This is a genomic window from Alcaligenes sp. CHO6 (assembly GCF_037120595.1).
Lineage (GTDB): Bacteria > Pseudomonadota > Gammaproteobacteria > Burkholderiales > Burkholderiaceae_B > Alcaligenes > Alcaligenes ammonioxydans.
On sequence record NZ_JBANCI010000001.1, the window covers coordinates 1,584,779 to 1,607,814 of the forward strand.

General features: G+C 57.8%; 17 protein-coding genes and 1 tRNA gene. 6 read left to right on the forward strand and 12 right to left on the reverse strand.

All coding sequences use genetic code 11. The annotated features are described in order from the left end of the window. Nucleotides 1–4: 4 nt before the first annotated feature. Nucleotides 5–1,102 carry a TRAP transporter substrate-binding protein DctP gene (gene dctP, locus V6936_RS07420; protein ID WP_336579655.1) on the forward strand — a complete coding sequence of 366 codons (1,098 nt, stop codon included), beginning with the start codon at nt 5–7 and terminating at the stop codon, nt 1,100–1,102. A gap of 141 nt (nt 1,103–1,243) precedes the next feature. Here dctP and V6936_RS07425 read toward each other — a convergent pair whose 3' ends face one another. The 6 genes from V6936_RS07425 to V6936_RS07450 form a co-directional block, all read right to left on the reverse strand. Beyond that, nucleotides 1,244–2,473 (reverse strand): cytochrome-c peroxidase, encoded by a 1,230-nt coding sequence (locus tag V6936_RS07425; protein WP_003804552.1) that lies wholly within the window; start codon nt 2,471–2,473, stop codon nt 1,244–1,246. After that, the gene (locus V6936_RS07430; protein ID WP_336579656.1) at nt 2,446–5,163 is read right to left on the reverse strand and encodes a secretin and TonB N-terminal domain-containing protein; all 2,718 of its coding nucleotides are present in this window, start codon (nt 5,161–5,163) and stop codon (nt 2,446–2,448) included. Before V6936_RS07430 ends, V6936_RS07425 begins: the two co-directional genes overlap by 28 nt. A 101-nt stretch (nt 5,164–5,264) precedes the next feature. Beyond that, nucleotides 5,265–6,200, reverse strand: coding sequence for a FecR family protein (locus V6936_RS07435; RefSeq protein WP_336579657.1), 936 nt, complete (start codon nt 6,198–6,200; stop codon nt 5,265–5,267). Further along, complete coding sequence (locus V6936_RS07440; protein ID WP_131071460.1) at nt 6,197–6,691, reverse strand: RNA polymerase sigma factor; 495 nt, start codon at nt 6,689–6,691, stop codon at nt 6,197–6,199. The genes V6936_RS07435 and V6936_RS07440 overlap by 4 nt, the downstream gene beginning before the upstream one ends. Before the next feature lie 179 nt (nt 6,692–6,870). After that, on the reverse strand, nt 6,871–7,215 hold the full coding sequence (locus V6936_RS07445) for a zinc ribbon domain-containing protein YjdM (protein ID WP_336579658.1): 345 nt from the start codon (nt 7,213–7,215) through the stop codon (nt 6,871–6,873). A 149-nt stretch (nt 7,216–7,364) separates the two neighbouring features. Further along, nucleotides 7,365–8,258, reverse strand: a complete 894-nt coding sequence (locus V6936_RS07450; protein ID WP_301607078.1) for a LysR substrate-binding domain-containing protein — start codon at nt 8,256–8,258, stop codon at nt 7,365–7,367. Nucleotides 8,259–8,362: 104 nt separating this feature from the next. On the opposite strand from V6936_RS07450, the gene V6936_RS07455 reads away from it, so the two are divergent. Further along, nucleotides 8,363–9,067: an SDR family oxidoreductase gene (locus tag V6936_RS07455; RefSeq protein WP_059317881.1), complete on the forward strand. Its 705-nt coding sequence runs from the start codon at nt 8,363–8,365 to the stop codon at nt 9,065–9,067. A 1,320-nt stretch (nt 9,068–10,387) separates the two neighbouring features. Here V6936_RS07455 and V6936_RS07460 read toward each other — a convergent pair. After that, nucleotides 10,388–10,464: transfer RNA gene (locus V6936_RS07460), tRNA-Met, on the reverse strand. Nucleotides 10,465–10,786: 322 nt separating this feature from the next. On the opposite strand from V6936_RS07460, the gene V6936_RS07465 reads away from it, so the two are divergent. Both V6936_RS07465 and V6936_RS07470 read left to right on the forward strand, forming a co-directional pair. Then, complete coding sequence (locus V6936_RS07465) at nt 10,787–12,190, forward strand: GntP family permease (protein WP_003804570.1); 1,404 nt, start codon at nt 10,787–10,789, stop codon at nt 12,188–12,190. 163 nt (nt 12,191–12,353) lie between these two features. After that, on the forward strand, nt 12,354–12,626 hold the full coding sequence (locus V6936_RS07470; protein ID WP_003804572.1) for a hypothetical protein: 273 nt from the start codon (nt 12,354–12,356) through the stop codon (nt 12,624–12,626). Between the two features lie 199 nt (nt 12,627–12,825). On the opposite strand, the gene V6936_RS07475 is transcribed toward V6936_RS07470, so the two are convergent. The 3 genes from V6936_RS07475 to V6936_RS07485 all read right to left on the reverse strand — a co-directional run bounded on the left by V6936_RS07475 (nt 12,826) and on the right by V6936_RS07485 (nt 15,805). Further along, nucleotides 12,826–13,845 (reverse strand): tripartite tricarboxylate transporter substrate binding protein, encoded by a 1,020-nt coding sequence (locus tag V6936_RS07475; protein ID WP_059317950.1) that lies wholly within the window; start codon nt 13,843–13,845, stop codon nt 12,826–12,828. Nucleotides 13,846–13,865: 20 nt separating this feature from the next. Next, nucleotides 13,866–14,765, reverse strand: coding sequence for a carboxylating nicotinate-nucleotide diphosphorylase (gene nadC / locus V6936_RS07480; RefSeq protein WP_336579660.1), 900 nt, complete (start codon nt 14,763–14,765; stop codon nt 13,866–13,868). Between the two features lie 95 nt (nt 14,766–14,860). Continuing rightward, a complete protein-coding gene (locus tag V6936_RS07485) occupies nt 14,861–15,805 on the reverse strand; it encodes an NUDIX hydrolase (protein ID WP_003804578.1) in 945 nt (314 codons plus the stop codon). A 408-nt stretch (nt 15,806–16,213) separates the two neighbouring features. Here V6936_RS07485 and V6936_RS07490 point away from each other — a divergent pair, with 408 nt between their 5' ends. Together V6936_RS07490 and V6936_RS07495 are read left to right on the forward strand one after the other, a co-directional pair. Then, a complete protein-coding gene (locus V6936_RS07490; RefSeq protein WP_336579661.1) occupies nt 16,214–17,947 on the forward strand; it encodes a methyl-accepting chemotaxis protein in 1,734 nt (577 codons plus the stop codon). Between the two features lie 284 nt (nt 17,948–18,231). Next, a complete protein-coding gene (locus tag V6936_RS07495; protein WP_336579662.1) occupies nt 18,232–19,887 on the forward strand; it encodes a methyl-accepting chemotaxis protein in 1,656 nt (551 codons plus the stop codon). A gap of 165 nt (nt 19,888–20,052) precedes the next feature. Here V6936_RS07495 and V6936_RS07500 read toward each other — a convergent pair whose 3' ends face one another. Together V6936_RS07500 and V6936_RS07505 are read right to left on the reverse strand one after the other, a co-directional pair. Next, on the reverse strand, nt 20,053–21,369 hold the full coding sequence (locus tag V6936_RS07500; RefSeq protein WP_336579664.1) for a DUF445 domain-containing protein: 1,317 nt from the start codon (nt 21,367–21,369) through the stop codon (nt 20,053–20,055). A gap of 122 nt (nt 21,370–21,491) precedes the next feature. After that, nucleotides 21,492–23,030, reverse strand: coding sequence for a hypothetical protein (locus tag V6936_RS07505; protein WP_336579665.1), 1,539 nt, complete (start codon nt 23,028–23,030; stop codon nt 21,492–21,494). Nucleotides 23,031–23,036 lie beyond the last annotated feature (6 nt).

Genomic DNA, 23,036 nt, shown 5'->3' on the forward strand with positions numbered 1-23,036 from the left:
CATAATGAAACTGACAAAAAAGGCAATTGGCGCCTTGACCGGTCTGGCTTTGCTAGGCATGACGGGCCTGAGCCAGGCCGCCCAGAAATGGACCATGACCAGCACCTGGCCAGCCTCGATCGAATTGGTGGAACTGGACAAAAAATGGGTCGATCTAGCCAATAAACTGGTTGGAGATGAACTGAAAATCGAGTTCTACGAAGGCGGCGCCCTTGTCCCTACCGGCGAGGTCTTTAGTGCCGTTGAGTCCGGCACCATCCAGGCAGGGGCTGATTGGCCAGGGTACTGGGCAGGCCGCAACCCGGCCTTCTCCCCCTTGGGGACTCACTCCAGTCTATTCAATGCGGTGGACTACGCCAACTGGATCAAGGAATGGGGAGGCGCCGAGCTTTATAACGAGATTTATGGCAAATATGGCATGGTCTACCTCCCCTACGCCATCACCAATAATGAATCCGGTTTCCATACCAACGTTCCGATTCGCAACCTGGAGGAAATCAAGGGTAAGCGCCTGCGTCTGTCCGGACTGGAGCAAGGCAAGGTACTGGAAAAAATTGGCGGCACTCAGGTTTCCATGGCTGGGCAAGAGCTGTATCAGTCACTGGAGCGGGGGGTGATCGAAGGCGCCGAATTCTCCACTCCTAACGTGGATGTGTCTGCCGGCCTTCATCAAGTCACCAAGCACTGGACAACGCCCGGCTGGCACCAGTCTGCATCCGTCTTTGGCGTCATGATCAACAAAGCCGCCTGGGATGCCCTGAGCGACTCGGCCAAGGAAAAACTGAAAATCGCAGCCGATGCCACCATGATGTGGTCCATCGCTTTTACTGAAAAGAAAGCGACCGAAGGCTTGCGCACCTTTCAGAAAGCCGGGGTGGAAATCCACCGCATGGACGATGAGAGCCTGAAAACCATTCAGCAAGTCACCAATGAAGTCATGATTGCCATGGCTTGCAGCAACCCGGATGCCGCCAAGGTGTATGCCAGCCAGATGGAGTACCTGCACGACTACAAAGACTGGCGCGAAACCTCTATGCCGTTCAATCTTGGCCGTCCCATCGAGGGGCCCGATCTGGACAAAATCAAAGCCTGCCTGAAATAAAGCCGACGTCCTTGCCATGGCAGAGGAACCCGGTCCTGAGATCAATCGGAACCCCTCGCCGCGGCAACTACCTCCAAACGATAGTGGTCTGCCACTATCGTTTTTTTATGGGCCCACGGCTCGCTTCTTGAGCCACACGTGTCACAGCACCTGTAAAAACGCCAACAAAGCCTGGATTTCCGCCTCACTCAAATTCAGCTTTCGTATGCGTGGTGACTTACGTGGTATCAACGGACCGGCTTGCCCAGCGTCAGGGATCATGCCCGCATCGTACATGCGTACGACACCCTCCAGACTCGGGAACAAGCCATTGTGCATCCAGGGTCCCGCCCGCGCGACGTTGCGCAAGCTGGGGGTACGAAACAGCCCCAGGTCGGCCGGGTCGCGAGACCACTCAAACCGGCCCAGGTCCTGCAGGCGACGTCCATAGAAAGACAGGCCTATATTGTGAAAGCGGTTGTCCGTCAGCAAGGGGCCGTTATGGCAGTTCATGCAGCGCGCCTTGGTGCGAAACAAGTGCAGGCCAGTGAGCTCCTGATCATTCAAGGCAGCCACATTACCCGCGAGAAAATCGTCAAAACGCGTTGCGGCCGGTCGAAGGGTGACCACATAGGCGGCCAGCGCCCGTGCCAGTCCTTGGGCATCCACCCCAGCGTTCCAGGCCGGTCCAAAGGCCTGTTGAAACGCCTGGGGATAATCGTCCAAGGTACGCAGGCGCACAATCAGATCGCGCAAGGCATGATTCATTTCCACCGGGTTTTCAATCGGACCGAGCACCTGATCCTGCAAAGTCTGCACCCGACCATCCCAGAACAAGTCTTTGGCAAATGGCGCAGCGAATAAGGGTGGCGTACGACGCTTGCCCATCAGACCGTCCTCCCCAATCGCCAATGCCTTGCCATCGCTAAATGATTTGTCGGGCTGATGACAGGATGCGCAGGAGATCTGTTGCCGACGCGAGAGCCGCTTATCAAAAAACAGGCGCGCGCCCAAGGCCACAATCTGCTTGTTACTGGCATCCTGGGCTGCCTCATGCTGTGCGTCCGAGCCTGGGCCTGGTATCGGCCCCCACTCCAGCCACCGCTCTGCCTCATCCATATCAGGGGCCGGCCATTGACGCGGAACATGCTCATAGCGTGTGCGCAGGCAAGCGGCATCAAGTTCGCCCTCCTGCCAGCAAGATGGGGACGTCGCTTCCAGACCGGGCGACCAGCGGGCAAGCTCCACCACGGGATCATCGCCCCCTGCATTGGACGTAGTCGTAACAGAGGCCGCGCAGGCCGCACCGGACAACAGGGTTCCCAGCGCCACCCTCAGCCAGACGACGCCGCGCCGTTTGATCTTCAATAACGGTACGAAGCGCGCAACCACAGCTCTCTTCCTGTCCGATAAAGGTTCTGGCTGCTTGCCGAGTTCGGCGTGCTGATCACCAAAGGCGCTTGCTTGTCCAGCACATTCAGCACATCCAGCCCCACGCCCAAGCCTTTGAACATCGTCGGCTCCCAGTCCAGACGCATATCCCAGGTCCAGTAAGAACCTACCCGGCCAGACTCGTATTTTTCCCGCCCGTCACTCCGATTCAGGCCCAGATAATGCACATCCTTACGGGCGCCATTCCAATGAATGCGGTTACTAAGTTGCAGACCATACGATGCCCACCTTCCTGTAAGGCCCGCACTGACAAGCCACGGCAGGTTGTAATCTCCTACGGGACGGTCACCTCGACGGATCAGGTCGCCATTGTAGTAAATGTCGTCGTCCATCTCCTCGGCGGCGCCCTCATAACCATCGGCCAGTTTGGTATTGCGCTTGCTGCGCTGATGGGTGATATCCAGATGCGCCGTCCATCGACTCGGCCCCACCGCCCAGGGTGCAATGCTCTTTACACTCAAGGTGAAGGCATCGGTTTTGGCGTGTCCCTTATTGGTGTAGAGGTAGCCAGTTTTGCTCGTGCCTTCGATAGAGACCTGTTGGCGGCCATAACGACGCACATAGCCCAACTCGGCGACCACCGTGCTTGACAACTGTTGCTGCACACGCAGAGCCCACTCGTCGTCATAGGGCGTGCGCAAGCCGTCAAGCGTATAGGCGGTATGGGAAGGTCGATCTACCCGATTACCTCCGGTGATTAACAAGGTGTGCAATTGGCTCTTGCGCTCACGCATGGCGGTCCCAAGAATGTCCATGCCGTAATAACGGGACCAGCCGCCCGACAAGCGCGTTTCCCCTGTCCCGAGCACATCCCACTCCAACAAGGTACGTGGCGCCACATTGGTGTTGCCGAAATAATTGTCCCTGTCCACACGCAAACCGCCGGTCAGGGCCAGCCGCTGCCATGACAAACGATCAGACAGGTAAACCGACGCAGCGGTATAGCTGACCCCCACATTGCCGGCCTGGTAGTAGTTCAAGGTCTGCAGCTTATCGGGCTGACCATTGCTGAAATGGCGAGTATTACCGCCGTAAGCATCCTTCTGACGCACGAATTCGCCCTGGGTATGGGCCAGCTCAACACCGGCATACGTAGCATGTTCAATTGCCCCGGTCTGAACCGGCTTGAACTCCAGTCGGGACTTCAAGGTCAGATTGCGCTGTTCGGTCGATTCCTGTCCAAAGCCACCGGTGATATAGGTGTAATCCAGGCGACCCGTGGGCTGATACATCATGTGGACCATATAGTCGGTACCGTCAGAATGGCGGTAACTGTTCATCTGGTCATAACCCAGTTGCACACGCGCCTGCCCCCAGCGCAGATCATGGTTCAGATCAAACCCCAGACCGTAGGATTGTTGCTGGTGCTGCCACTGAATCTGGTCGGCCAAACTGCCCGAGTCCACCAGATCCTCACGACGATCCGCATACTTGAGGGTCAAGGCGGAGTCGGTGTCGGCACTCCAGCGAGTATGAATTTTGACAAACCCATTATCGACCCGGTCTATGGAGCGCGTCTTCAAGTCCGTGAAGACCGTATCGTGGCGCACACGCATGGACCGATCAATCGTGGACTGACGTCGGGAGAGATGGATCAGGGCTGCCGTATCCTGTGTCCATCCCACGTCAAGCATTGCCGAGGTGAACCGTTTGGTCCAGACCGGAGAAAAACCGGGTTTGCCCGCCTCAAAATTCTTCTTTTGTTCGGGCGCAATCTTCTGCGCAGTCAGCCCCGAGGAGTTGTAGCTGAAATCAAACCGGACACTATTGTCGCCTTGGGGATTACGTACCCTGGCATCAACCACACCCCCCGTGAAACGACCATAGTCCACAGGGATACTACTATCGAGTACCGTCACGCTTTCCAGCAGGTGCGTATCCAGGTTGTAAGCCTGGGCATAGGCCGGTACATTGCCCACCTGCAGATTCAAATTGCGGCTGGCAGGGTCGATCTGGTTGGTGGCGCTAATGCCGTCAATCTGGAACTGGTTCTGAAAAGGGCTGGCCCCGTAGAAACTGATATCTTGCAGCGCCAGGGAACCTCGATTCACACCGCTTTGCGCGGCATCATCCTGACGCACCGCGGGGTGATCGGCCAGCAAACTGGACACGTCCCGATTGCCGGCGGGCCGCTGATCCATATCCCCTCGGGAGTAAACACGTTCGCCGATGCGCTGGCCCTGAACACGCACAGGTTCCAGCACCGACAAGCCCTTGGGCACCGTCGCCGTCACTACCGTATAACGACGCGCCCCCTGCTGGCGCGCGGCCAGCCCCCAGGGGGCCAGCAAATTGTCCAGTGCCTGCTCGACCGTCAGCTCACCCTGCAGGGCCACGGCCTGTTTCTCCCGAACCTGCCCAGGTGAGAATGCGATTTCCACCTGAGCCTGACGCCCTATCTGCAAAAGCGCGTCTGCCAGCGCTTGAGGGCTCATGTTCAACACCAAAGCGTCGTCAGCCCGCACCTGTGCAGGTGGAAAAACCAGCAGCATGCTGGCAATCCATAACACCAACGGCCCTGGTTTCAGACGTCCTGGCCGATGTGAGGGACCGAGGTCGGCCGCCATCTCAGCAAGCGTTTGCCTGCGCAGGGCAAGAACAGACGGCGTGTACTGCAAAGCGCACTTCATGATTGAGCATCCTATTTAAACAACTATTATCAGGACGCTGTGCTATCCGTCTCCCCTCACCCCGGGTTGCCATCGTATTTTTTAATTGATAATAACTATCATTAGTAAATAACTATGACTCCCGGCAATTCCCTGATACTCACGTCACTGCCGGCAAGCAACAGACTCAAGGCGGCGGCAGGTTGAGCAGCTCGCACCACCCCGGACACACGGGTGGAACCCGCACGCTCATTCACCACCCAGATAAGGCGCTTCGTGTACTGGCCCAACTGACGGGCCAACTCATGCACACTCATATCATCAACACTGAGCAAGCCGCGTGTCCAGGCCGGGGCTGTGTCCGCCTGTCCCGGCGGTGAACTCAGCGTCTGCAGCCGTCTGCCAGTCACGGTGGCACGCTCACCGGGCTGCAGGATCACAGCTTGGGCGGTGTCACAAACGTGGCACTGCACACGTACCGTGTGTTCGTAAACCGCAACGCGGCTGAGCTGGCCGTTCAGACTGACCTCATACTGTGTACCCAAGGCCGTCGCCTGCGCCGGGCCCGCCACCACCGTAAAGGGACCTGTCTTGTCATTGCTCGGCACTACCTGGAAAAAGGCCCGGCCCGCCTCCAGCTGAACGTGTCGCTGCCCCTTTTCAAAGTGCAAACGTACACGCGTGTGCGCGTCCAGAATCGCTAAGGAACCATCTGGCAAAGTCAGCCGGGTCAACGCTATCCCGCTGCTGATCGTTCCGTGTTGCTGCCAGGTTTGCCAGGCAAGCAAAGACGCAGCCACCATTGCACAGGCCCCCAACAAGGCCTTGAAACCAGGCTTGCCTCTCTTGCGCGCCACCGGCAACACCTTCAACTGCCCCAGTCGTCGCCAACTTGCCGCCAGGGCATCGTAGGTTCGCGCGTGCAAGGGATCGGCCGCGTACCAGGCCTCAAACTCGGCCCTGCCCCCTGGCGGCAGCCGGTCCTGGGCGTTGCGCAATACCCAACGGGCCGCGTCCTCATCGACTGGGCTCCAGGTCGGATCAGGCAGCGCGCTCATGCCGTCGTCATCAGAACATGATGGGCCACCAGCAAGATGCGCATCATATGCTTCTCAATCGTACTTTCGGAGACGCCCAGCTTTTGGGCAATCTGGGCATAACTCAGCTCCTCGCAACGATGCATCATGAAGATACGCACGCTGCGGGGGGATTGGGCCATCAAAGCGTGCTCTAAACGCTGCAAGATCTCTTTGGCCAGCACTTCCTCATAGGTATCAGGGGCATGGTGATGGGCGATGCTCAAAGCGTACCCGTCGACAGCACGCTGCTCACGCGTATGGCGTCGATACCAGTCTGCAGCGATATTGGCCGCCACTTTGAATACATACGCGCGATGGTTATCGGCCTGCACCTGCTTGCCCTTTTCGAGCAAGCGCAACCAGGTGTCATGCGCGCAGTCCTGTGCCAGTTCAGGACAATGCGTGCGCCTGCGCAAATAGCGGATCAGATCCGGATAATGGGCCAGAAAGGCCGCCGTCAGCTTGGACATGAAAAGGCGATCAATTTATACAATCAATAATCATTCTCATTATTATATACACGCCAGGCATCTGATTTACCGCTGTCAGAACTCCTTGAATGTGCTGATCGCTGTCACTCCCTTGGCGATCAGGCATAAAAAAAGCGCCGCATTACAATGCGGCGCCTGGCGAAACCCAGCCTGAATGCTCAGGCTTTCTTCAAATACATGGCTTTCAGCAAATAGCTGATGCCATCAATTTTGCAATCGACCTCATGGTCACCTCGAACCAGACGAATGCCTTTGGCCTTGGCACCCTTTTTCAGGGTATTGGAACCTTTGACCTTCAAATCCCGGATCAGAATCACATCGTCGCCCGCAAGCAGCACATTGCCGTTGCTGTCTTTGACAATCAGCTCGTCCTCGTCCGTTTCGACATCCGTCGTTTGATGATTATCTTGCCATTCATAGCCACAATCGGCACAGACCCATTGCTCGGTGTCATGGTAAGTATTTTCCAAGGTGCACTGAGGACAGGGAAGCGGTGTGCTCATATTTTTTTCCTGTAAAAAGCTGGGTGCTACCGCACCAGAAGTGCGGCCAGTGTAGCCCCTCGCATCAGGAACACCAAAAACACCCCACGCAAGACCAGCGCGATACTGCGCCAGCCTCGTCGCCAAGGCACAGTCCGGCCAAGAACCGGTCAAATGAGCGGCGCGTCAGGCAAGTCAATTAATAGCCTATGCAAACACCAGTCCCATACCGCCTCGACCGACTTTCGGGCGGGGGTCGAACGCTTGCGCAGCAAATAAAAGTCCGCGCCCACGGTCCCCGCATGCGCCACCTGCACCAAACGGCCGGCCGCCAGATCCCTGGCTACAAACGCCTTGCAAGCCAATGCCACCCCTTGGCCGGCTAATGCGGCATCCAGTGCCAGAGTGGTCTGATTGAACACCGCACCGGGCAGTTTTCTAGGGGTTTTCAAGAAAGCAGCCCAATGATTCTGCGCATCATGCAGCAGCGGCAAGGCATGCAACTGCTCCATGGACAAAGGCAGTACGGCATTCCCTACCAGTCCAGGGCTGGCTACCGCGACCACATCTTGACGAAACAGCAACTGCGCCTCTAGATCCGCCGCAAAGGGAGGACGAGTCAGACGCACCGCAATGTCGACCTGGTCGCGCTCAAAATCCGACAAGGCTTCCGTTGCCACGGTGCGCAACTCCACATCCGGCAGCAGGGTTTGCAAATCTCCCAGCCGTGGAATCAATAGCTTGGCCGCAACGGTGGGCGTCACACTGATGGTGACGGTATCCGGGCGCGTCAGTAAACGCCCTGTCGCCTCGCTTAGCGTATCAAAAGCACGGGTGACATCGGCCAGATACGCCGCCCCCCTCCCCGTCAGGTGCAGTCCACGCGGCCGACGTTGAAACAACACCACTCCTAAATGCTCTTCCAAGGCCCTGACTTGCTGCGCCACCGCCCCCTGCGTCACCCCCAGCTCCTGAGCCGCTGCTCGGAAACTGAGCCTGCGCCCCGACACTTCGAAGGCGCGCAAGGCATTTAAGGAAGGCAGGGAACGACGTGAGGAGCTCATGGTATAGGCAATAGTTTTTCTACAGTCTAAGACGTTTATTTAACGCCTGATTTTTTTCTATCAGACTGAAATAATAACGTTAATTACTTAACAAGGAGCCTTATATGACTATAGAAAAAGTTGCTCTTATCAGCGCTGGGGGATCCGGCATGGGGGCCGCGGCCGCACGTCGACTGTCTCAAGATGGCTATCAGGTCGCCATCCTGTCCTCATCCGGCAAAGGGGAGGCACTGGCCAATGAACTAGGCGGCATCGGACTGACGGGATCCAACCAGTGCAACGAGGACTTGAAACGACTGGTCGACCTGGCCATGCACCGATGGGGACGCATTGACGCACTGGTCAGCTCGGCCGGGCACGGCCCACGCGGCCCCATCCTGGACATCAGCGACGAAGACTGGCACACAGGCATGGACATCTACTTCTTGAATGCTGTGCGCCCCGCCCGACTGGTGGCCCCCATCATGGCAGCGCAAGGCGGCGGCGCTATCGTGAACATCTCGACCGCCTGGGCGTTTGAGCCTGCGGAAATGTTCCCCACTTCGGCGGTGTTCCGCGCCGGATTGGCAAGCTTCACCAAGATTTTTGCGGATAGCTATGCAGCCCAAAATGTACGCATGAACAACGTGCTGCCTGGCTGGATTGATAGCCTGCCAGCGACCGACGAGCGGCGCGACAGCGTACCGATGGGGCGCTATGGCAAGGCCGAGGAAATTGCGGCGACCATTGCGTTCCTGCTGTCAGACGGCGCCGCTTACATTACGGGTCAGAACATCAAAGTGGATGGAGGGCTGACACGTTCGGTGTAAACCGCAAGCCGTGCAGCCCACTGGACCCGTCTTATAGAGGGCTTATCCTGACAAGAAAGGCGCTCATGCGCAGCAGGAAAGGCCATGCGCATTGGCATTGAGGGATTAGGAGCCAGACGCTGTGCGGCAAAAAACAGAGCTAATCGCCCTCTCTCCGCACCACCCAAACTCTATGAGCCCAGAGTCCATCACCGACGGTTTGAACACCAAAAAAAACGGCCACCCTTGCTGGGTGGCCGTTTTCTTTATCTGAATGCCGCATTACTGATTCACCTTGCCGCACTATAGCGTCGTCTGGAACGGCGGGCGGACAAGCGTAAAAAACTGGGGCCAGTGGCATCACCAAGAAGGCATAAGAACACCAGTGACGCCCCCCAAGACATTACCCCGAATGTGCGCGCTTGCCAGGATTTTTCTTGTTGCGAGTATGCGCACCACGCTCCTGACTAACACGTTGACCCCGGCACTTTGTGCTAAGGGTGACACCCTTGGGAGCGGCGGGGGCCGGAGTACGCTTACGATCAGCTTCAGTCACAATTTTAGTACCCATGTCTCTCTCTCCAGTTTGATTAAATTTGCACTTGTTTCCCATGTTCCCGGTTTATGCGTGGCAACAGGAAACAGACAAGAGGATATTCGGCAGTGCCTTAAGGTATAAAGGCACAACTGAAGGGTCAAATCATCACGAACAAGCCCTCAGCCAAGTTGAGCATAGCAGGGATTGAGCAAACCGGCTCGAATAGGCCCCGAGCAGACACCCAGGCAAGCACCCATGCCTACCCCACAACAAGGCCACTGCCGGACGGGCCACTAAAACCATACGTCCCACACGGCGAGAGCCGTTTCTCAAAGAGGGCAGCCTTCCCTGCTCATTCTTTGACCCAGAAAAAGACATAACTACAGCGATGAAATACGCAGTGCAGCCCAGCCGCATCGCATCTGCACATGTAATCGAATGAGCAATACGGACAACCCCAGGGCCACGAGTCTCCCGCTCATCGCTGACGCGAATGGTCATCCATTAGGGACGGGAGCTTAAGCGTTAGATTTGTCAGAGCATGCGACGCTGCCAGCGCCCCGAACAGCAAATTGCAACACCGTGAGCTACCCGCCAAAGCGGACACAGTCCAGGCAAAGAGTATCGGCCACATCCACCAGACACAGCATCAGCCTGGGCACTAGTCGGCAAGCAGAATGGCGCACTAGGCCCAAAACCGTGGCGGCGGCAAGATAAGCCCTACCAAATAGATTGCGCGCAGCACGACCAAAACGGCGGAACAAAGAAAAAGCGGCTCACATTGCTGTGAGCCGCTTAAATTTTGGTGGCGCATCCCTGATTCGAACAGGGGACCTGCGGATTATGATTCCGTCGCTCTAACCTGCTGAGCTAATGCGCCGAAGAAGAAATTATAGCAAGGTTTCTTCTTTTGGCAAGCACTTCTCTCGAAATTTTTTACTCTTTTTGATGTCTTCCACCCATAAAACTGCTAAGCCCTTGTATTTACTAGCTTTACCCATTTCCCGTAACCCTAGCCCGTTCTCATCATCAAGAAACAAGATGTAAGAAACCCGATGCAACTCCGTCTTTGGGGCCCGGTCCCCGTCTTGCGCGCTATCAAGCCGTTTTGTCATTGCCTGTTGCTACACTGCCTGCTTGGCGTTCGACCCCACCTCATTTATTGACGTCCGTGATCCGGACCTTGCACAGGAACTTTGTTTATGGCCAGTACGCTTGCTATCGTTGTCTCGCTTTTACTGCTGATGTTTTTTGCTTATCGGGGGGTGACGGTTCTGTTGCTGGCTCCCTTGATGGCCGCTTTGGCCGTGCTGCTTTCGGGGGATTCCGGGTTTTTGCTGCCCATCTATACCTCCACCTTCATGAGCGCACTGAGCGGCTATGTGCTGCAGTTCCTGCCCATCTTCTTGCTGGGCGCCCTGTTTGGTCAGTTGATGGCGGACTCCGGAGCGGCGCAGGCCATTGCCAAGTGGATCACCCATAAGCTGGGGCATCGCCACGCGATTGCCACTATTGTGATGGTGTGTGCTGTGCTGACCTATGGCGGCGTGTCCTTGTTTGTCGTGGCCTTTGCTATCTATCCCATTGCCAAGGATCTGTTTCGTGCCGCAGGCATTCCCAAGCGTCTGATTCCCGCCTCCATTGCCCTGGGCTCCTTTACCTTTACCATGACCGCCCTGCCCGGCACGCCCGCCATCCAGAACGCCATACCTATCCCTTACTACGGCACCAACGTGTTTGCAGCGCCCGGACTGGGAATTATTGGTGCCTTGATCATGGCCTTCGGTGGCTTGTGGTGGCTGCAGTCACGGGCTCGCAAGGCCATTGCCCAAGGCGAGACCTACGGGGATCATGGGCAGGATAAGTTCGACGCCAGCACCCCCGATAGCACGGAAGGTGAGAAACCCATGCCCATCTTCCTGGCTTTGCTGCCTTTGATTCTGGTGATCGGCGTCAATGCCCTGTTCACCTATGGCATTTTCCCCGACACAAACTTCGGGTTCATGGCCGAGCGCTTCCCTCAGCTGGACCCGGCCAAAATTACCGGTCTGTGGGCGCTGATTATTGCGTTGATCACGGCCATTCTGGTCTTGATCATCAGCCGTCTGGGGCATTGGAAAAACCTGCGCGAAAGCATCAACAAAGGGGTATTCGGTTTTATGCTGCCCTTGTTCAATACCGCCTCTGAAGTTGGTTACGGTGCGGTCATTGCCAGCCTGGCAGGCTTTGCGATTATTCGGGACTTTGTACTGAACGTGGCACCGGGCAATCCACTGATTTCCGAGGCAGTCGCCATGACCACGCTGGCCGGTATTACCGGCTCATCCTCGGGCGGCTTGAGCATTGCCTTGCAGACCCTGGGCCCGGACTATCTGGCCATGGCTCAACAAGCCGGCATCAGCCCCGAACTGCTGCACCGTGTCGCCGTGATGGCCGCAGGTGGCCTGGACACCTTGCCCCATTGCGGTGCCATCATCACCTTGCTGTCCATCTGCAAGCTGAACCACCGCCAGTCCTACGGCAATATCGCCATGGTGACGATGGCAGCCCCTATTGTGGCGCTGATAACCGTGATTACGCTGGGTACGATTTTTGGCAGCTTTTAAACCGTCTGCCTAAAATGGCCTTGTCCACAGCGGTGTGCCCCTCGCACATCGCTGTTTTTTTATCCAAAACCGGTAACGCTTTGCTATCCGTTGTTGAGACTGAGCATGCTAGGATTCACGCGTAGGGGCCCGTATTATCATTAGCCATAATCAGGAGCACGCCATGAACTACACCTATACCCTCAATGAGTTAGGCGCGGAAGCCATTCGTCAGTTTGTGCTGGATCGTGGTCAGCCTGAGCTGAACCTACAGGCGTATATGGCCGCTGCCGAAGTCGAGGCCGACAACTTCAATGAAGGTGGCAGCCAGCGCGGCCAGATCGAGATTGACTCTCACTGCAGCAAGGACGGTTTGACGCATACGCTGCTGTTGGAGAAACACTGGTTTGCCACCCAGCCTGTTCCTGAAACGCCTGAGGAAGACAGCTTCTTTTAACCACCTGCAGGCCGTTTTCCGCGTTCCGCCTACGTCGCTGACACGCTGCTCGAGCCCTCTTTCTGTGCCCCGACGATGTTTAGCCTCAGCCAGGCAGCCTGAAACGGCTGCCTGATTCTGACTCTGCGTGCATGCGCGGGCAAGGGGCGATCCGCACCTGAAAAAACGGCCTCGCACTCAAGGCCACACCGCTGCCGCATCAATCCACCTGCAAGCCTATTTTGGACGACAGGGCCCCGAACCGGTCGATATCGTTCCAGATCATGGCCTTGAAGCCGCTGGGCCGGGCAGACTCGTTTCCTTCTTGCGGCGTATAACCCAATGCCAGCAATTCCGCCTGCAGGGCGGGGTCCGTCAAGGCTTTTTGCACGACACGATTCAGCGTAGTGATGATGGGTTCGGGGGTGTGGGAAGGAGCCAGCAAGCCATGCCACTGATCCAGTTCAAACCCTGTCTTGCTCACTTCAGCCACCGTCGGCACATCAGGCAGTACCGGACTGCGCTGGGCAGAGGTGACCGCCAGAGCGCGCAGATGTCCGGATTCGATCAAGGTAGCTGCGCTGGACAAGGTGACGATGCCAATCGGCACCTGCCCGGCGACCACATCGTTCAAGGCCGGGCCGCAGCCTCGGTAAGGGATATGCAATAAGGCCGCACCACGCAGATCGTAGAGCATTTCTCCGGCCAGGTGCTGCGGGGTGCCATTGCCACATGACGCATAGGCCAACGCCGGTTCGGACTGCTGCAGCAGGACTTGCTGCAGACTCTGAATATCCGAGCCGCTCCCGGTCACAATGACGGAGGGCACAAAGCCTATATTGGCAATGGGTGCGAAGTCTTCTTTAGGCTTGAAACCCAGGTTGCGGAACACACCTGGATTGATGGCAAAGGAACTGTTGGCCATCAGCAAGGTATGCCCATCGGCACGGGCATAAGCCACGGCACGCGCACCAATATTGCCACTGGCCCCGGGCCGATTGTCGATGATGACCGGCTGGCCCAGGGCTTTTTCCAGACGGGGGCCCAACTTGCGAGCCAGCAAATCGGTTCCCCCACCCGGCGGAAAGGTCACGATCACGGTAATGGGTCTGAGGGGATACTTTGCAGTCTGGGCGACTGCTACCTCGCTGGCCCGCCCCGTCAAAGGGCTTGCGCCCCACGCCACCACCCCCAGCAAGGCGGCCGCTGCCACCCGCTTGCTCACCTGAAAACCCGCCATGACCGCCAGCACCTTGTTACTCAAGCATCCAGACCAATATCGAGCACACGGGCGCTGTGTGTAATCCAACCCACCGCGATCCGATCCACGCCACAGCGGGCAATTTCCACCGCGGTCTCGGGCGTGATACGACCCGAGGCTTCGGTCTTGGCGCGGCCACCAACGCGGGCCACAGCCTCGCTCAAGGTCGCAATATCCATATTGTCCAAAAGAATGCTGTCCACCCCTAGCTCCAGCACTTCATCGAGCTGCTCCAGGGTATCGACTTCCACCTCGATGCACACCAGATGGCCGATATAGGTGCGAGCCGCTTCCACGGCCGCTTTCACGCCCCCGGCCACAGCGATGTGGTTGTCTTTGATCAGCACCGCATCATCCAGACCAAAGCGATGGTTGCTGCCACCGCCCACGCGCACCGCATATTTCTGCACTGCGCGCAGGCCGGGCATGGTTTTGCGGGTGCAGGTAACCTGGGTGCCGTAAGGCGCAATGGCCCGGGCGATGGAGGCCGTTGCCGATGCCACGCCACTTAAATGCCCCAGAAAATTCAATGCGCTACGCTCTGCCGTCAGCATGGAGCGGGCCGAGCCACTGATGACGGCGATCTGGGCACCCGGCATCAGGTCATCCCCATCTTGAAGCTGGGCCTCAAAGCGCAGCGTAGGGTCCAGCAAGGTAAACGCCAGACGAGCCAGATCCAGACCAGCCAACACGCCTTGTTCGCGGGCTACCAGGCGCATTTGCGTACGAGAGTCGGCAGGCACAATGGCGTCCGTTGTCAGATCACCCGCACGACCCAGATCTTCCTGCAAGGTGGCGCGCACCAGAGGCTCAAGCATCACGTCGGGCAGGGAAGGAATACGGTGCGCGCGTGTCTGCGCAGCTTGCGCTGCCGGCGCAGGGGCATTAATTATGCTCATTATGAGTATTTAAATCGCTAAAAAATAAGGCCTAATGGCACGGTGCATTTATGCTATTCCTGAGCATAAGCACTGTCAAGCCATAGGCCCAGTTTTTAACGCGCCTGTTTCGCCAAGGGCAACTTGCTACCCGAGATAGCCCGCTCAAACAACACGTCACCCCGAAAGCGGAACAGCTTGGCAGGCCGCCCCGAGCCGCCCATGCTCATCGCGCCGGTTTCCTCGACCAATGCCTGCTGCTCAATCAAGCGGCGGAAATTCTGCTTGTGCAGGCCACGGCCAGCCAGCGCTTCGACCGCCTGCTGCAATTGCAGCAAGGTGAACTCCGGGGGCATCAGCTCAAACACCACGGGGCGATATTTGATTTTGGCGCGCAGGCGCGCCAGACCCGTAGCCAGAATCCGGCGATGGTCGTGGCGCATGCCCAGTCCCAAGGCATCCTGCTTGCCCTGCGCTTGCTGCTCCTGCTGGCGACGGCGACAGGATTCGGGTAACAGGCCCGCTTCGTACAGCAGCTCGTAGCGCTGCAAGACAAAATCTTCGTTCCAGATGGCGCCCTCCAGCCCAAAGCTGTAATTGACGCGCTGACGTCGTAATGCACGCAAGGACTCGTCCTGCTCGCACCACGTCAACAAGGCCGGCACGATGGTCTGCTGAATGATCGAAGGAGTACCCTCACGCCAGTCCTCCCACGGAAAGTAACGATAACAATCCTGCCAGATCACCTGAGCCACATCCGGCTGACCCACTTCCCGCGTCAGCCCCACATAGCTGACTGACACGATACGCGTTCCCTGAGCGTCAAAACGATCGCGATCTGCAAAGGTATAAAGCTGCTCCACATACCCTACCGGGTGATGGGTTTGCGTTTCCACCCAATCGCGCAGCCCCGTTTGCAAAGAGCGATGCGTATGCTGAAACGGCCCGGCGGGCAAGGCCTGCCCGCCATCCGTGGTCAAGACACGGGGCTCGCCGTCGCTGACAGCGACTAACACAGCGACCAGCTCAGCGCTGACTACAGGTTCCTGCGTATCGATCACATATTCTCCTTCTGAATCTCGCCCATGAGCGTGTGGCCGATTATAAGCGAGCCCTGAGCCGCCCCCACCCCGGAGCGAGCACGTACGCCACGCAATACAGTCCGTACATTATTTTCAGATGATCAAATTATGATCCATGAACATCTAAGCCTAAAGAATTTTGTTTGGCAGCCGTTAAGCGTTTGAACTGTATGTGTTTGCCATAAATGACAAGCAAGCGCTCAGTCAAAGGCCGGATCAGTCAACAGTTTCACGCTTTGTTCTGCTCCGCCATTCGCAAAAATAGAAGGTTTCTGACAGTTCAGAGCAGTCAGTAACCGGGCGTAGAAACCTTTGCTTTTTTTGCATGGCCCCTGCGGGCTTGACGGCCCCTCGCGTCCCCTTTGTTGCTCCCCTCCAGGATGATGAATGCGTAAGAATTTCCCCATTACCCAGGACGAGGTTCGCGTCCGGGCCGATCAGTACCTTATTTCAAAAACCGATCTGAAAGGACGGATCACCTACGCGAACGCGGCCTTTATCGCCATCAGCGGCTTCACCCGGGAAGAGCTGATCGGCAAGGCGCACAATCTTGTCCGCCACCCCGACATGCCGCCCGAGGCGTTTCAGGATTTCTGGGACACCTTGCAAAACAAGCGCCCCTGGATGGGGGTGGTCAAGAACCGACGCAAGGATGGTGGCTTTTACTGGGTCTACGCCATGGCGGTGCCCATTTATGAAAATGGCACGCTAGCCGGCTATGCCTCGGTCCGGGTCAAACCCAGCCAGGAACAGATTGACGAGGCTGAGCGCCTGTACACCGCCATCAATGAGGGACGTGCCCACGGCGTGCGCTTGCATGAAGGTCGTGCTGTGCCGACCGGCTGGCGAAAGGCCTTGAGCCAGTTGCGCCGCCCATTCAGCAACTCCCTGCGGGCCAGCCTGTTCCGTATGGGCACACTGGCGCTGGCCACCACCGGAACTGCGCTGTACTTCGCCCTGACGGGAGGGGTTCCCCAAGGCTCGGGCCTGTGGCTGACCGGTGGCTTGTGTCTGGCCAGTGCGGTCATGATGGGCTACGGCTGGCTGATTGCCCAGCGCGTCATCCGCCCCCTGGATCAGGCCTCGCTGATCGCCCAGCAAATTGCCACCGGCAATCTGCAACTGGACATTGATGTCAGCTCCAGCGAAAGCAATTCGGAAATTGGTCAGCTCTACTTCTGCCTGGACCTGATGCGCAAAAGTCTGGTGGGCATTGCCAGCGATGCCCGAGCGGGAATTGACGCCTCGATTCATGCCGCCCGCATCCTAGAGGTGAACAATACCAATCTGGCCTCCCGCACTGAAGATCAGGCCGCCTCCTTGCAGGAAACCGCCGCCAGCATGGAAGAGCTGACCGTGACGGTGCGCCAGAACGCCGACAATGCCAATCAAGCCAGCCAACTGGCCGATGCCAGTATGCAGATTGCCCAACGTGGCGGCGCTGTGGTGAACGAAGTGGTGCAAACCATGCAAGGCATTCACGACAGTTCACGTCGCATTGGCGATATCGTCACTGTTATTGAAGGCATTGCCTTTCAGACCAATATCCTGGCGTTGAACGCAGCGGTGGAATCGGCTCGCGCCGGCGAAGCGGGACGCGGGTTTGCGGTCGTGGCCGGTGAAGTACGTAGCCTGGCTCAAAAGAGCTCGCAAGCTGCCGGAGAAATCAAGAACCTGATCGACGCCTCTGTCAGCCGCATGGCCATCGGGGCCGAACAGGCGGCCCGCGCCGGCGCCACCATGGGCGAGGTCGTCGATTCGGTCAAACGTGTCACGGACATCATTGGCGAAATCTCGACCGCCTCGATCGAGCAGGCCAGTGGCCTGGACCAGATCAATGAGGCCATGGCCAAAATGGATGGTGTCACCCAGCAAAACGCCGCCCTGGTGCAGGATCTGGGCAATACCATGAGCGATCTGGCCTCGGAAGCGTCCGAGCTGGCCGATGCAATCAAGGTTTTGAATACGGGCTCGGTGGAATCGGCCCAGGGTGCCCCGGCGGCCCTGGCTCAGTTGAGTCAAGCCTCTACCGTGCAGGTGCTGTCCTACCAGAACACACCGGCCTTCCAGGCTCACAGCGCCAAAACGGCGAACGCCAGACTTGAAGCGATTCGTCGCTAAGCAGGCCCTTCAGGATCGGCAGCCCCCTTGCCGATCCTGATACTACTGACAGCTAGACAAAACATTTAATCTGGGGTCGGTTTTTTACCGCCAGACCAGCAAAAAAACAATAATTAATAAAATCAACTGCTTATAGAGATCAGATCACGCTTTTTGAACCGGTTTTTCTCCGTCATCACGGTGACACATTTAGACTTTAATACAAATACCAAGTAACAAAATTAAGTCGATATGCAACATAATGATCTGTCCTTTTCCGCCTACGTCTTTAACAGGGCCAGATCATGCGTGAAAAACAAGCCATTACCTCTCATGAAACACAGGTACCCGAAAAAACCTATTTAATCTCCAAGACCGACCTGAAAGGGCGCATCGTCTATGCCAATCCCGCCTTTATCGAGGTGAGCGGCTACAGCCACGACGAGCTGATCGGAGCACACCACAATATTGTGCGCCACCCCCACATGCCGGCCGTTATTTTTCAGGATTTATGGCAGGCACTCAAACAACAACGATCCTGGTCAGGGCTGATCAAGAACCGCCGCAAAGACGGCGGCTTTTACTGGGTCAAAGCCCGCGTCATTCCTTTATTTGAAAACGGCCGCGTCAGCGGCTACGCCTCGGTTCGGGTACGTGCCCAAGCCAAGGACATCAAAGAAGCGGAGTATCTGTACCACTCCATCCAGCAACAAGGATTGCGCGGTTTTCGTTTACACGAAGGTCAATTGCAGGCCAGAGGCTGGCGCTCGGTTCTGAACACCCTGCTCCAACCCTTGAATCGCAGCCTGCGTGCCAGCTTGTTGCGATTTGGGTTTCTGACCACGGCACTTGTAAGTTTGAGCGCCGGCTTGCTGGTGGGCAGTGGCGCGTCCGGCACGTATCTGACTGTCGGGCTGAGCAGTCTGGGGCTGGTCAGCCTGGTAACCTTGGCCTACGGCTGGATGGTCACCCAGCGCATGATGCAGCCCCTGCACAGCGCCACCCATATCGCCCAGCAAATTGCCACCGGCAACCTGTTGATCGATCTGAACCCCCAGCACACCCGCAGCCAGGAAATCGCACAGCTCTATTTCTACATGGACATGATGCGCAAAAGCCTGCTGGGTCTGGCTTGCGACGTGCATCAAGGCATCCAGGCCTCGTTGGATGTGTCCACACAGATTGAAGAGGGCAATCGCCAGCTTTCCCATCGTACCGCCGCTCAGTCGGGCTCCTTACAGCGCACCGCCGCCAATATGGAGCAGTTGACCATGAATGTGCAGCAGACCGCGGACAATGCCCGTCTGGCTAACCAATTGGCCGACCAGAGCCTGTCTACCGCACGGCGAGGTGGTGAAGTGGTTCAGGACATGGTCAGCACCATGCAGGACATACACAACAGCTCTGAGCGTATTGGCGATATTGTGTCGATTATTGAAGGACTGGCCTTCCAAACGAATATCCCGGCCCTGAATGCCGCTGTAGAATCGGCCCGCGCGGGTGAAGCAGGCAAGGGCTTTGCCGTGGTGGCCGGTGAAGTGCGCAGTCTGGCGCAAAAAAGTGCCCAAGCCGCCGGGGAAATCAAAAACCTGGTGGAGGATTCGCTCAAACGCATGGCGACCGGGGCGCATCACGCCAAGCGGGCAGGTTCCACCATGGACGAGATCATGCAATCCGTCTCAGATGTCACCCATCTGATCAGCGAAATCTCCACCGCCTCCAACGAGCAAGCCAACGGTTTAGCGCAAATCAACGATGCCGTATCCACCATGGACAGCGACATCAACGACAACGCGGATCTGGCTCGCAACCTGGGCGAGACCGTCAACGAACTGAGCCGCCAGGCCAAGGAGCTGAAACTGTCGATTCAATTGCTCAATACCGGCACGACGAACCGCTCGACTTACGTGCCCGACCCAAATGCTACCCAGAAGCCCGTCCCCTTGCTGAAAGTGGCCTGAGTGAAGGGCTGGGTGGCAAAGGCCCCAGCGGCTCGCTGCCCCACCCGCTTATGCCCTGGCCCGCTCCGCCCTGAGATCTGAACACATTCTGACTGGCAGCGACGAACATATTCGTTCGCCGGGCACGGTTTGCATCTTCGCCTGGCACCACTCTGACTGCTATTGTCAGACCAGCCCCAACAGCAGGATGGCGTGCAGGCCCACGCCCACCAGGCCACCTACGACCGTGCCGTTAAAGCGGATGTATTGCAGATCGGTACCCACCGTCAGTTCCAGCTCGCGCACCAGTTGCCTGTCATCCCACTGACGAACGGTGCGCGAAATATGATCCTTGGCCCCTTCGCGCAACTGCTCGGCCAGCCCGGCCGCCGCCGACAACATATGCTCATTCAAGGTGGCCCGCAACGTGGCGTCGGTATTCAGGCGGGCGCCAAGGTCCTGAGCCACCTGCCGCAAATGGGCGGCAACCGAGGAGTCCGGTCTGGCAAGATCGCTGCGCAGCACACGCATGACATCAGTCCAGATGCCATCGATGTATTCGCCCACCTCTTTGTGATGCAAAAACCGCTGCTTGATGGCTTCGACCTGTTCTCTGAGCTCAGAGTCCTGGCCGAGGCGCTGAATATAATCGAGCACCCACTGCTCATAATCCTTACGCAAGGGATGCTCGGGTTCACTCAAAATTGTGTGTACCTCGTCCACCAGCGCACGCGCCAAGCGGTCGGCCATCTTGCCTGACAATTCGTCCACGGAGGTCACCACGCCCACCATCGCCAACAGTTTGGGCCATTCGCGCTGAGCGTAACGCACAAGCACAGCCGCCACGCGTTGCTTGACGGCTTCATTGGACAAATAAGTGCCCAATTGCTGCAAGACCTCATCGAGCAGGCGCTGATGCCGGGCATTACGCGTCAGCAAGCCCAGAATCTGGGAGCTGGTCCCCGCCATATCCACCCGCATCAGATAGCTGCGCACCCCATCGGTCAGGGCCTGTTTGACGCTACGCTCGTCCAGTAAACGCAGGGCCTCGCCCAGGGCCGTTTGCAAAGCACGGCTCACACGTTTGCTTTGCTCAGGTTGCGACAGCCACTGCCCCAGGCGAGCCGCCGGGTCCAGACTGCGCAGTTTCTCCAACAACATCGCCGAATCCAGAAAGTGGTCGCGCACAAATACGCCCAGACTTTCCCCCAGACTGTTTTTCTTATTGGGAATAATGGCCGTATGCGGAAAAGGCAGGCCCAGGGGATGCCGGAACAAGGCCACGACGGCAAACCAGTCAGCCAGCGCGCCCACCGTGGCCGCTTCACTAAAGGCACGCAGCCAAGGCCACAGTCCAGCAACCGGCGCAGCCTCGCCCCGGCCAATCATGGCGTGACTGAGCAGGAACAGGCTGATCGTCAGGCCCAGCAAAGCCAGGGCGCCGCGTTTCATGCGACGCAGACGACGTTCAGGCGAATCGGGGCGAGAGGGAGATACAGGCATGTGCACAGTCTATGCGTCGTTTAGCGACCCCCTTATTGTCACCCTGTCTTTTTCTGGCTGTCCAGAAGCAAATCAGCCTGGGGCAATCCAGGCTGATTCAGGCCCAGCCACATGCCGGGGGTTTACTGGCAAGCCTGTTCGGCACGCTTCACAAAGTCGGTTGTAGCATCGCGCAAGGCCTGGGCAATCTGACCCGCTTGCTTGGGAGCCAGCGTGACACCGCCCGTCGCCGTAGCCGCACAGGCGGACAGGCCTTGACCGGTGATATCCACCACATTGATCCGCAAGCGCGGCTTGGCGCGTGCAATACTGCGGGACACAGCGCAAATATCCTGCTCGCAACCGTCATTGCCATCAACAAACAAGACAATCAAAGCATCCCGTTTAACGCCATCCACCCGACTGGCCGCCAGATTCAGGGAATGAACCAGATTGGTGCTGTCCTTGGCCTCGATAGTCTGAATCAGGTTTTTCAACCGTCCCCGCTGAGCCGTCGTAAAGCGGCCCTGGTAATTGGGTGCGGCGCACTGCTGCGCAAAGGTTATCAAATGCAGGTCCTGCCCCGCGGGCAAACTGTCCACCATGCTGGAGAAAGCGCTGCGCGCCGCCTTGATGCGCGACGTCCCTTCAAACAGGGTTTTAGCCCGTTGGGTCGCGTAATCGCTCCAGGAACCCATATCGCTCAAGTCCTGGCTGAAAAACCACTCCTCGTCCTGAATCTTGGCATCCACGCTCAACAGCATGGACATGGACGTATCAAAAATAAGGTAGACCTCGGGTTTGAGCACCTGGCCCTTATCATCGTGCGCACACACAAAATTAGGGTCTGATGACACCTTGGGGGCAGGCTTGGGATCGGGCTGGGGTTTGGGCGCAGGCGATGGCTCAGGCACGGGCGGCTCCGGTACCACAGGCTCGACCTTGGGCGGTTCGGGGACCGGCGCCAACGGCTCTTGAGCAGGCACAACCGGGGGCAGGACAGGCTCCTGCACCGCAGGCGCTGGCTTGACCACTGCGGGCGGGGCCACGGGCATCCCACTCCTGTCCCAACAGTTGGCAGGCCACTTGAACCACCAGGACAAGAGCAGCACCAGCAGGAGGGCCAGTAGCGCGGCCAACAGAAACCACAGAAGCGGGCGAGCCTTGGCAGCAGGCTCCCCCATGACAGCCGCGCCAGCCCCAAAAGCCGCTGTCGCCGGTGGACCCGGCGGCACAGCCGCTGCTCCGGCCATCCGACGTCGGGCAGACGCGAACAAAGGTTCGGGCGACAGCGCCGGATTCTCGCTCATCACCAGCAACGGCTTGCCGCCTACGCTGTAGATCGCCCCTTGGGCCGCCCCGTCTTGCAGCAGGGCTTGTAGCGCCTGCGCATCTTGGCTCGCCCCCTGATCGTGCAACTGGCGAATCAACAGCTCAATCCGGTCCAACGCTTGCTGATAACGCGCGTCCAGTGCCTGTTGCTGAGCAGCCGGCAAACTGCTTTTGGCCACAGCCTGGCCCTGCAGGCCCGTCCACCAGGCCGTCGTCTGCGAACCATCGGCCTGATAAATGGAAAACAGATGCGTCAGGGGTTCATCCTGACGCTTCAGGATATCCAGCGCAAGCTGATGCTGACGATAGGCCCCGGAGGGCCCCACCGAATCAAGTATGACGCGCTGCATAGGCCT

Coding starts and splice junctions, on each gene's coding strand:
- V6936_RS07495 (WP_336579662.1), top strand. CDS start 18,232: ATGCGTGAAAAACAAGCCATTACCTCTCATGAAACACAGGTACCCGAA.
- V6936_RS07470 (WP_003804572.1), top strand. CDS start 12,354: ATGAACTACACCTATACCCTCAATGAGTTAGGCGCGGAAGCCATTCGT.
- V6936_RS07450 (WP_301607078.1), bottom strand. CDS start 8,258: ATGAGCTCCTCACGTCGTTCCCTGCCTTCCTTAAATGCCTTGCGCGCC.
- V6936_RS07440 (WP_131071460.1), bottom strand. CDS start 6,691: ATGTCCAAGCTGACGGCGGCCTTTCTGGCCCATTATCCGGATCTGATC.
- V6936_RS07435 (WP_336579657.1), bottom strand. CDS start 6,200: ATGAGCGCGCTGCCTGATCCGACCTGGAGCCCAGTCGATGAGGACGCG.
- V6936_RS07475 (WP_059317950.1), bottom strand. CDS start 13,845: ATGGCGGGTTTTCAGGTGAGCAAGCGGGTGGCAGCGGCCGCCTTGCTG.
- V6936_RS07505 (WP_336579665.1), bottom strand. CDS start 23,030: ATGCAGCGCGTCATACTTGATTCGGTGGGGCCCTCCGGGGCCTATCGT.
- V6936_RS07465 (WP_003804570.1), top strand. CDS start 10,787: ATGGCCAGTACGCTTGCTATCGTTGTCTCGCTTTTACTGCTGATGTTT.
- V6936_RS07490 (WP_336579661.1), top strand. CDS start 16,214: ATGCGTAAGAATTTCCCCATTACCCAGGACGAGGTTCGCGTCCGGGCC.
- V6936_RS07445 (WP_336579658.1), bottom strand. CDS start 7,215: ATGAGCACACCGCTTCCCTGTCCTCAGTGCACCTTGGAAAATACTTAC.
- dctP (WP_336579655.1), top strand. CDS start 5: ATGAAACTGACAAAAAAGGCAATTGGCGCCTTGACCGGTCTGGCTTTG.
- V6936_RS07500 (WP_336579664.1), bottom strand. CDS start 21,369: ATGCCTGTATCTCCCTCTCGCCCCGATTCGCCTGAACGTCGTCTGCGT.
- V6936_RS07455 (WP_059317881.1), top strand. CDS start 8,363: ATGACTATAGAAAAAGTTGCTCTTATCAGCGCTGGGGGATCCGGCATG.
- nadC (WP_336579660.1), bottom strand. CDS start 14,765: ATGAGCATAATTAATGCCCCTGCGCCGGCAGCGCAAGCTGCGCAGACA.
- V6936_RS07430 (WP_336579656.1), bottom strand. CDS start 5,163: ATGAAGTGCGCTTTGCAGTACACGCCGTCTGTTCTTGCCCTGCGCAGG.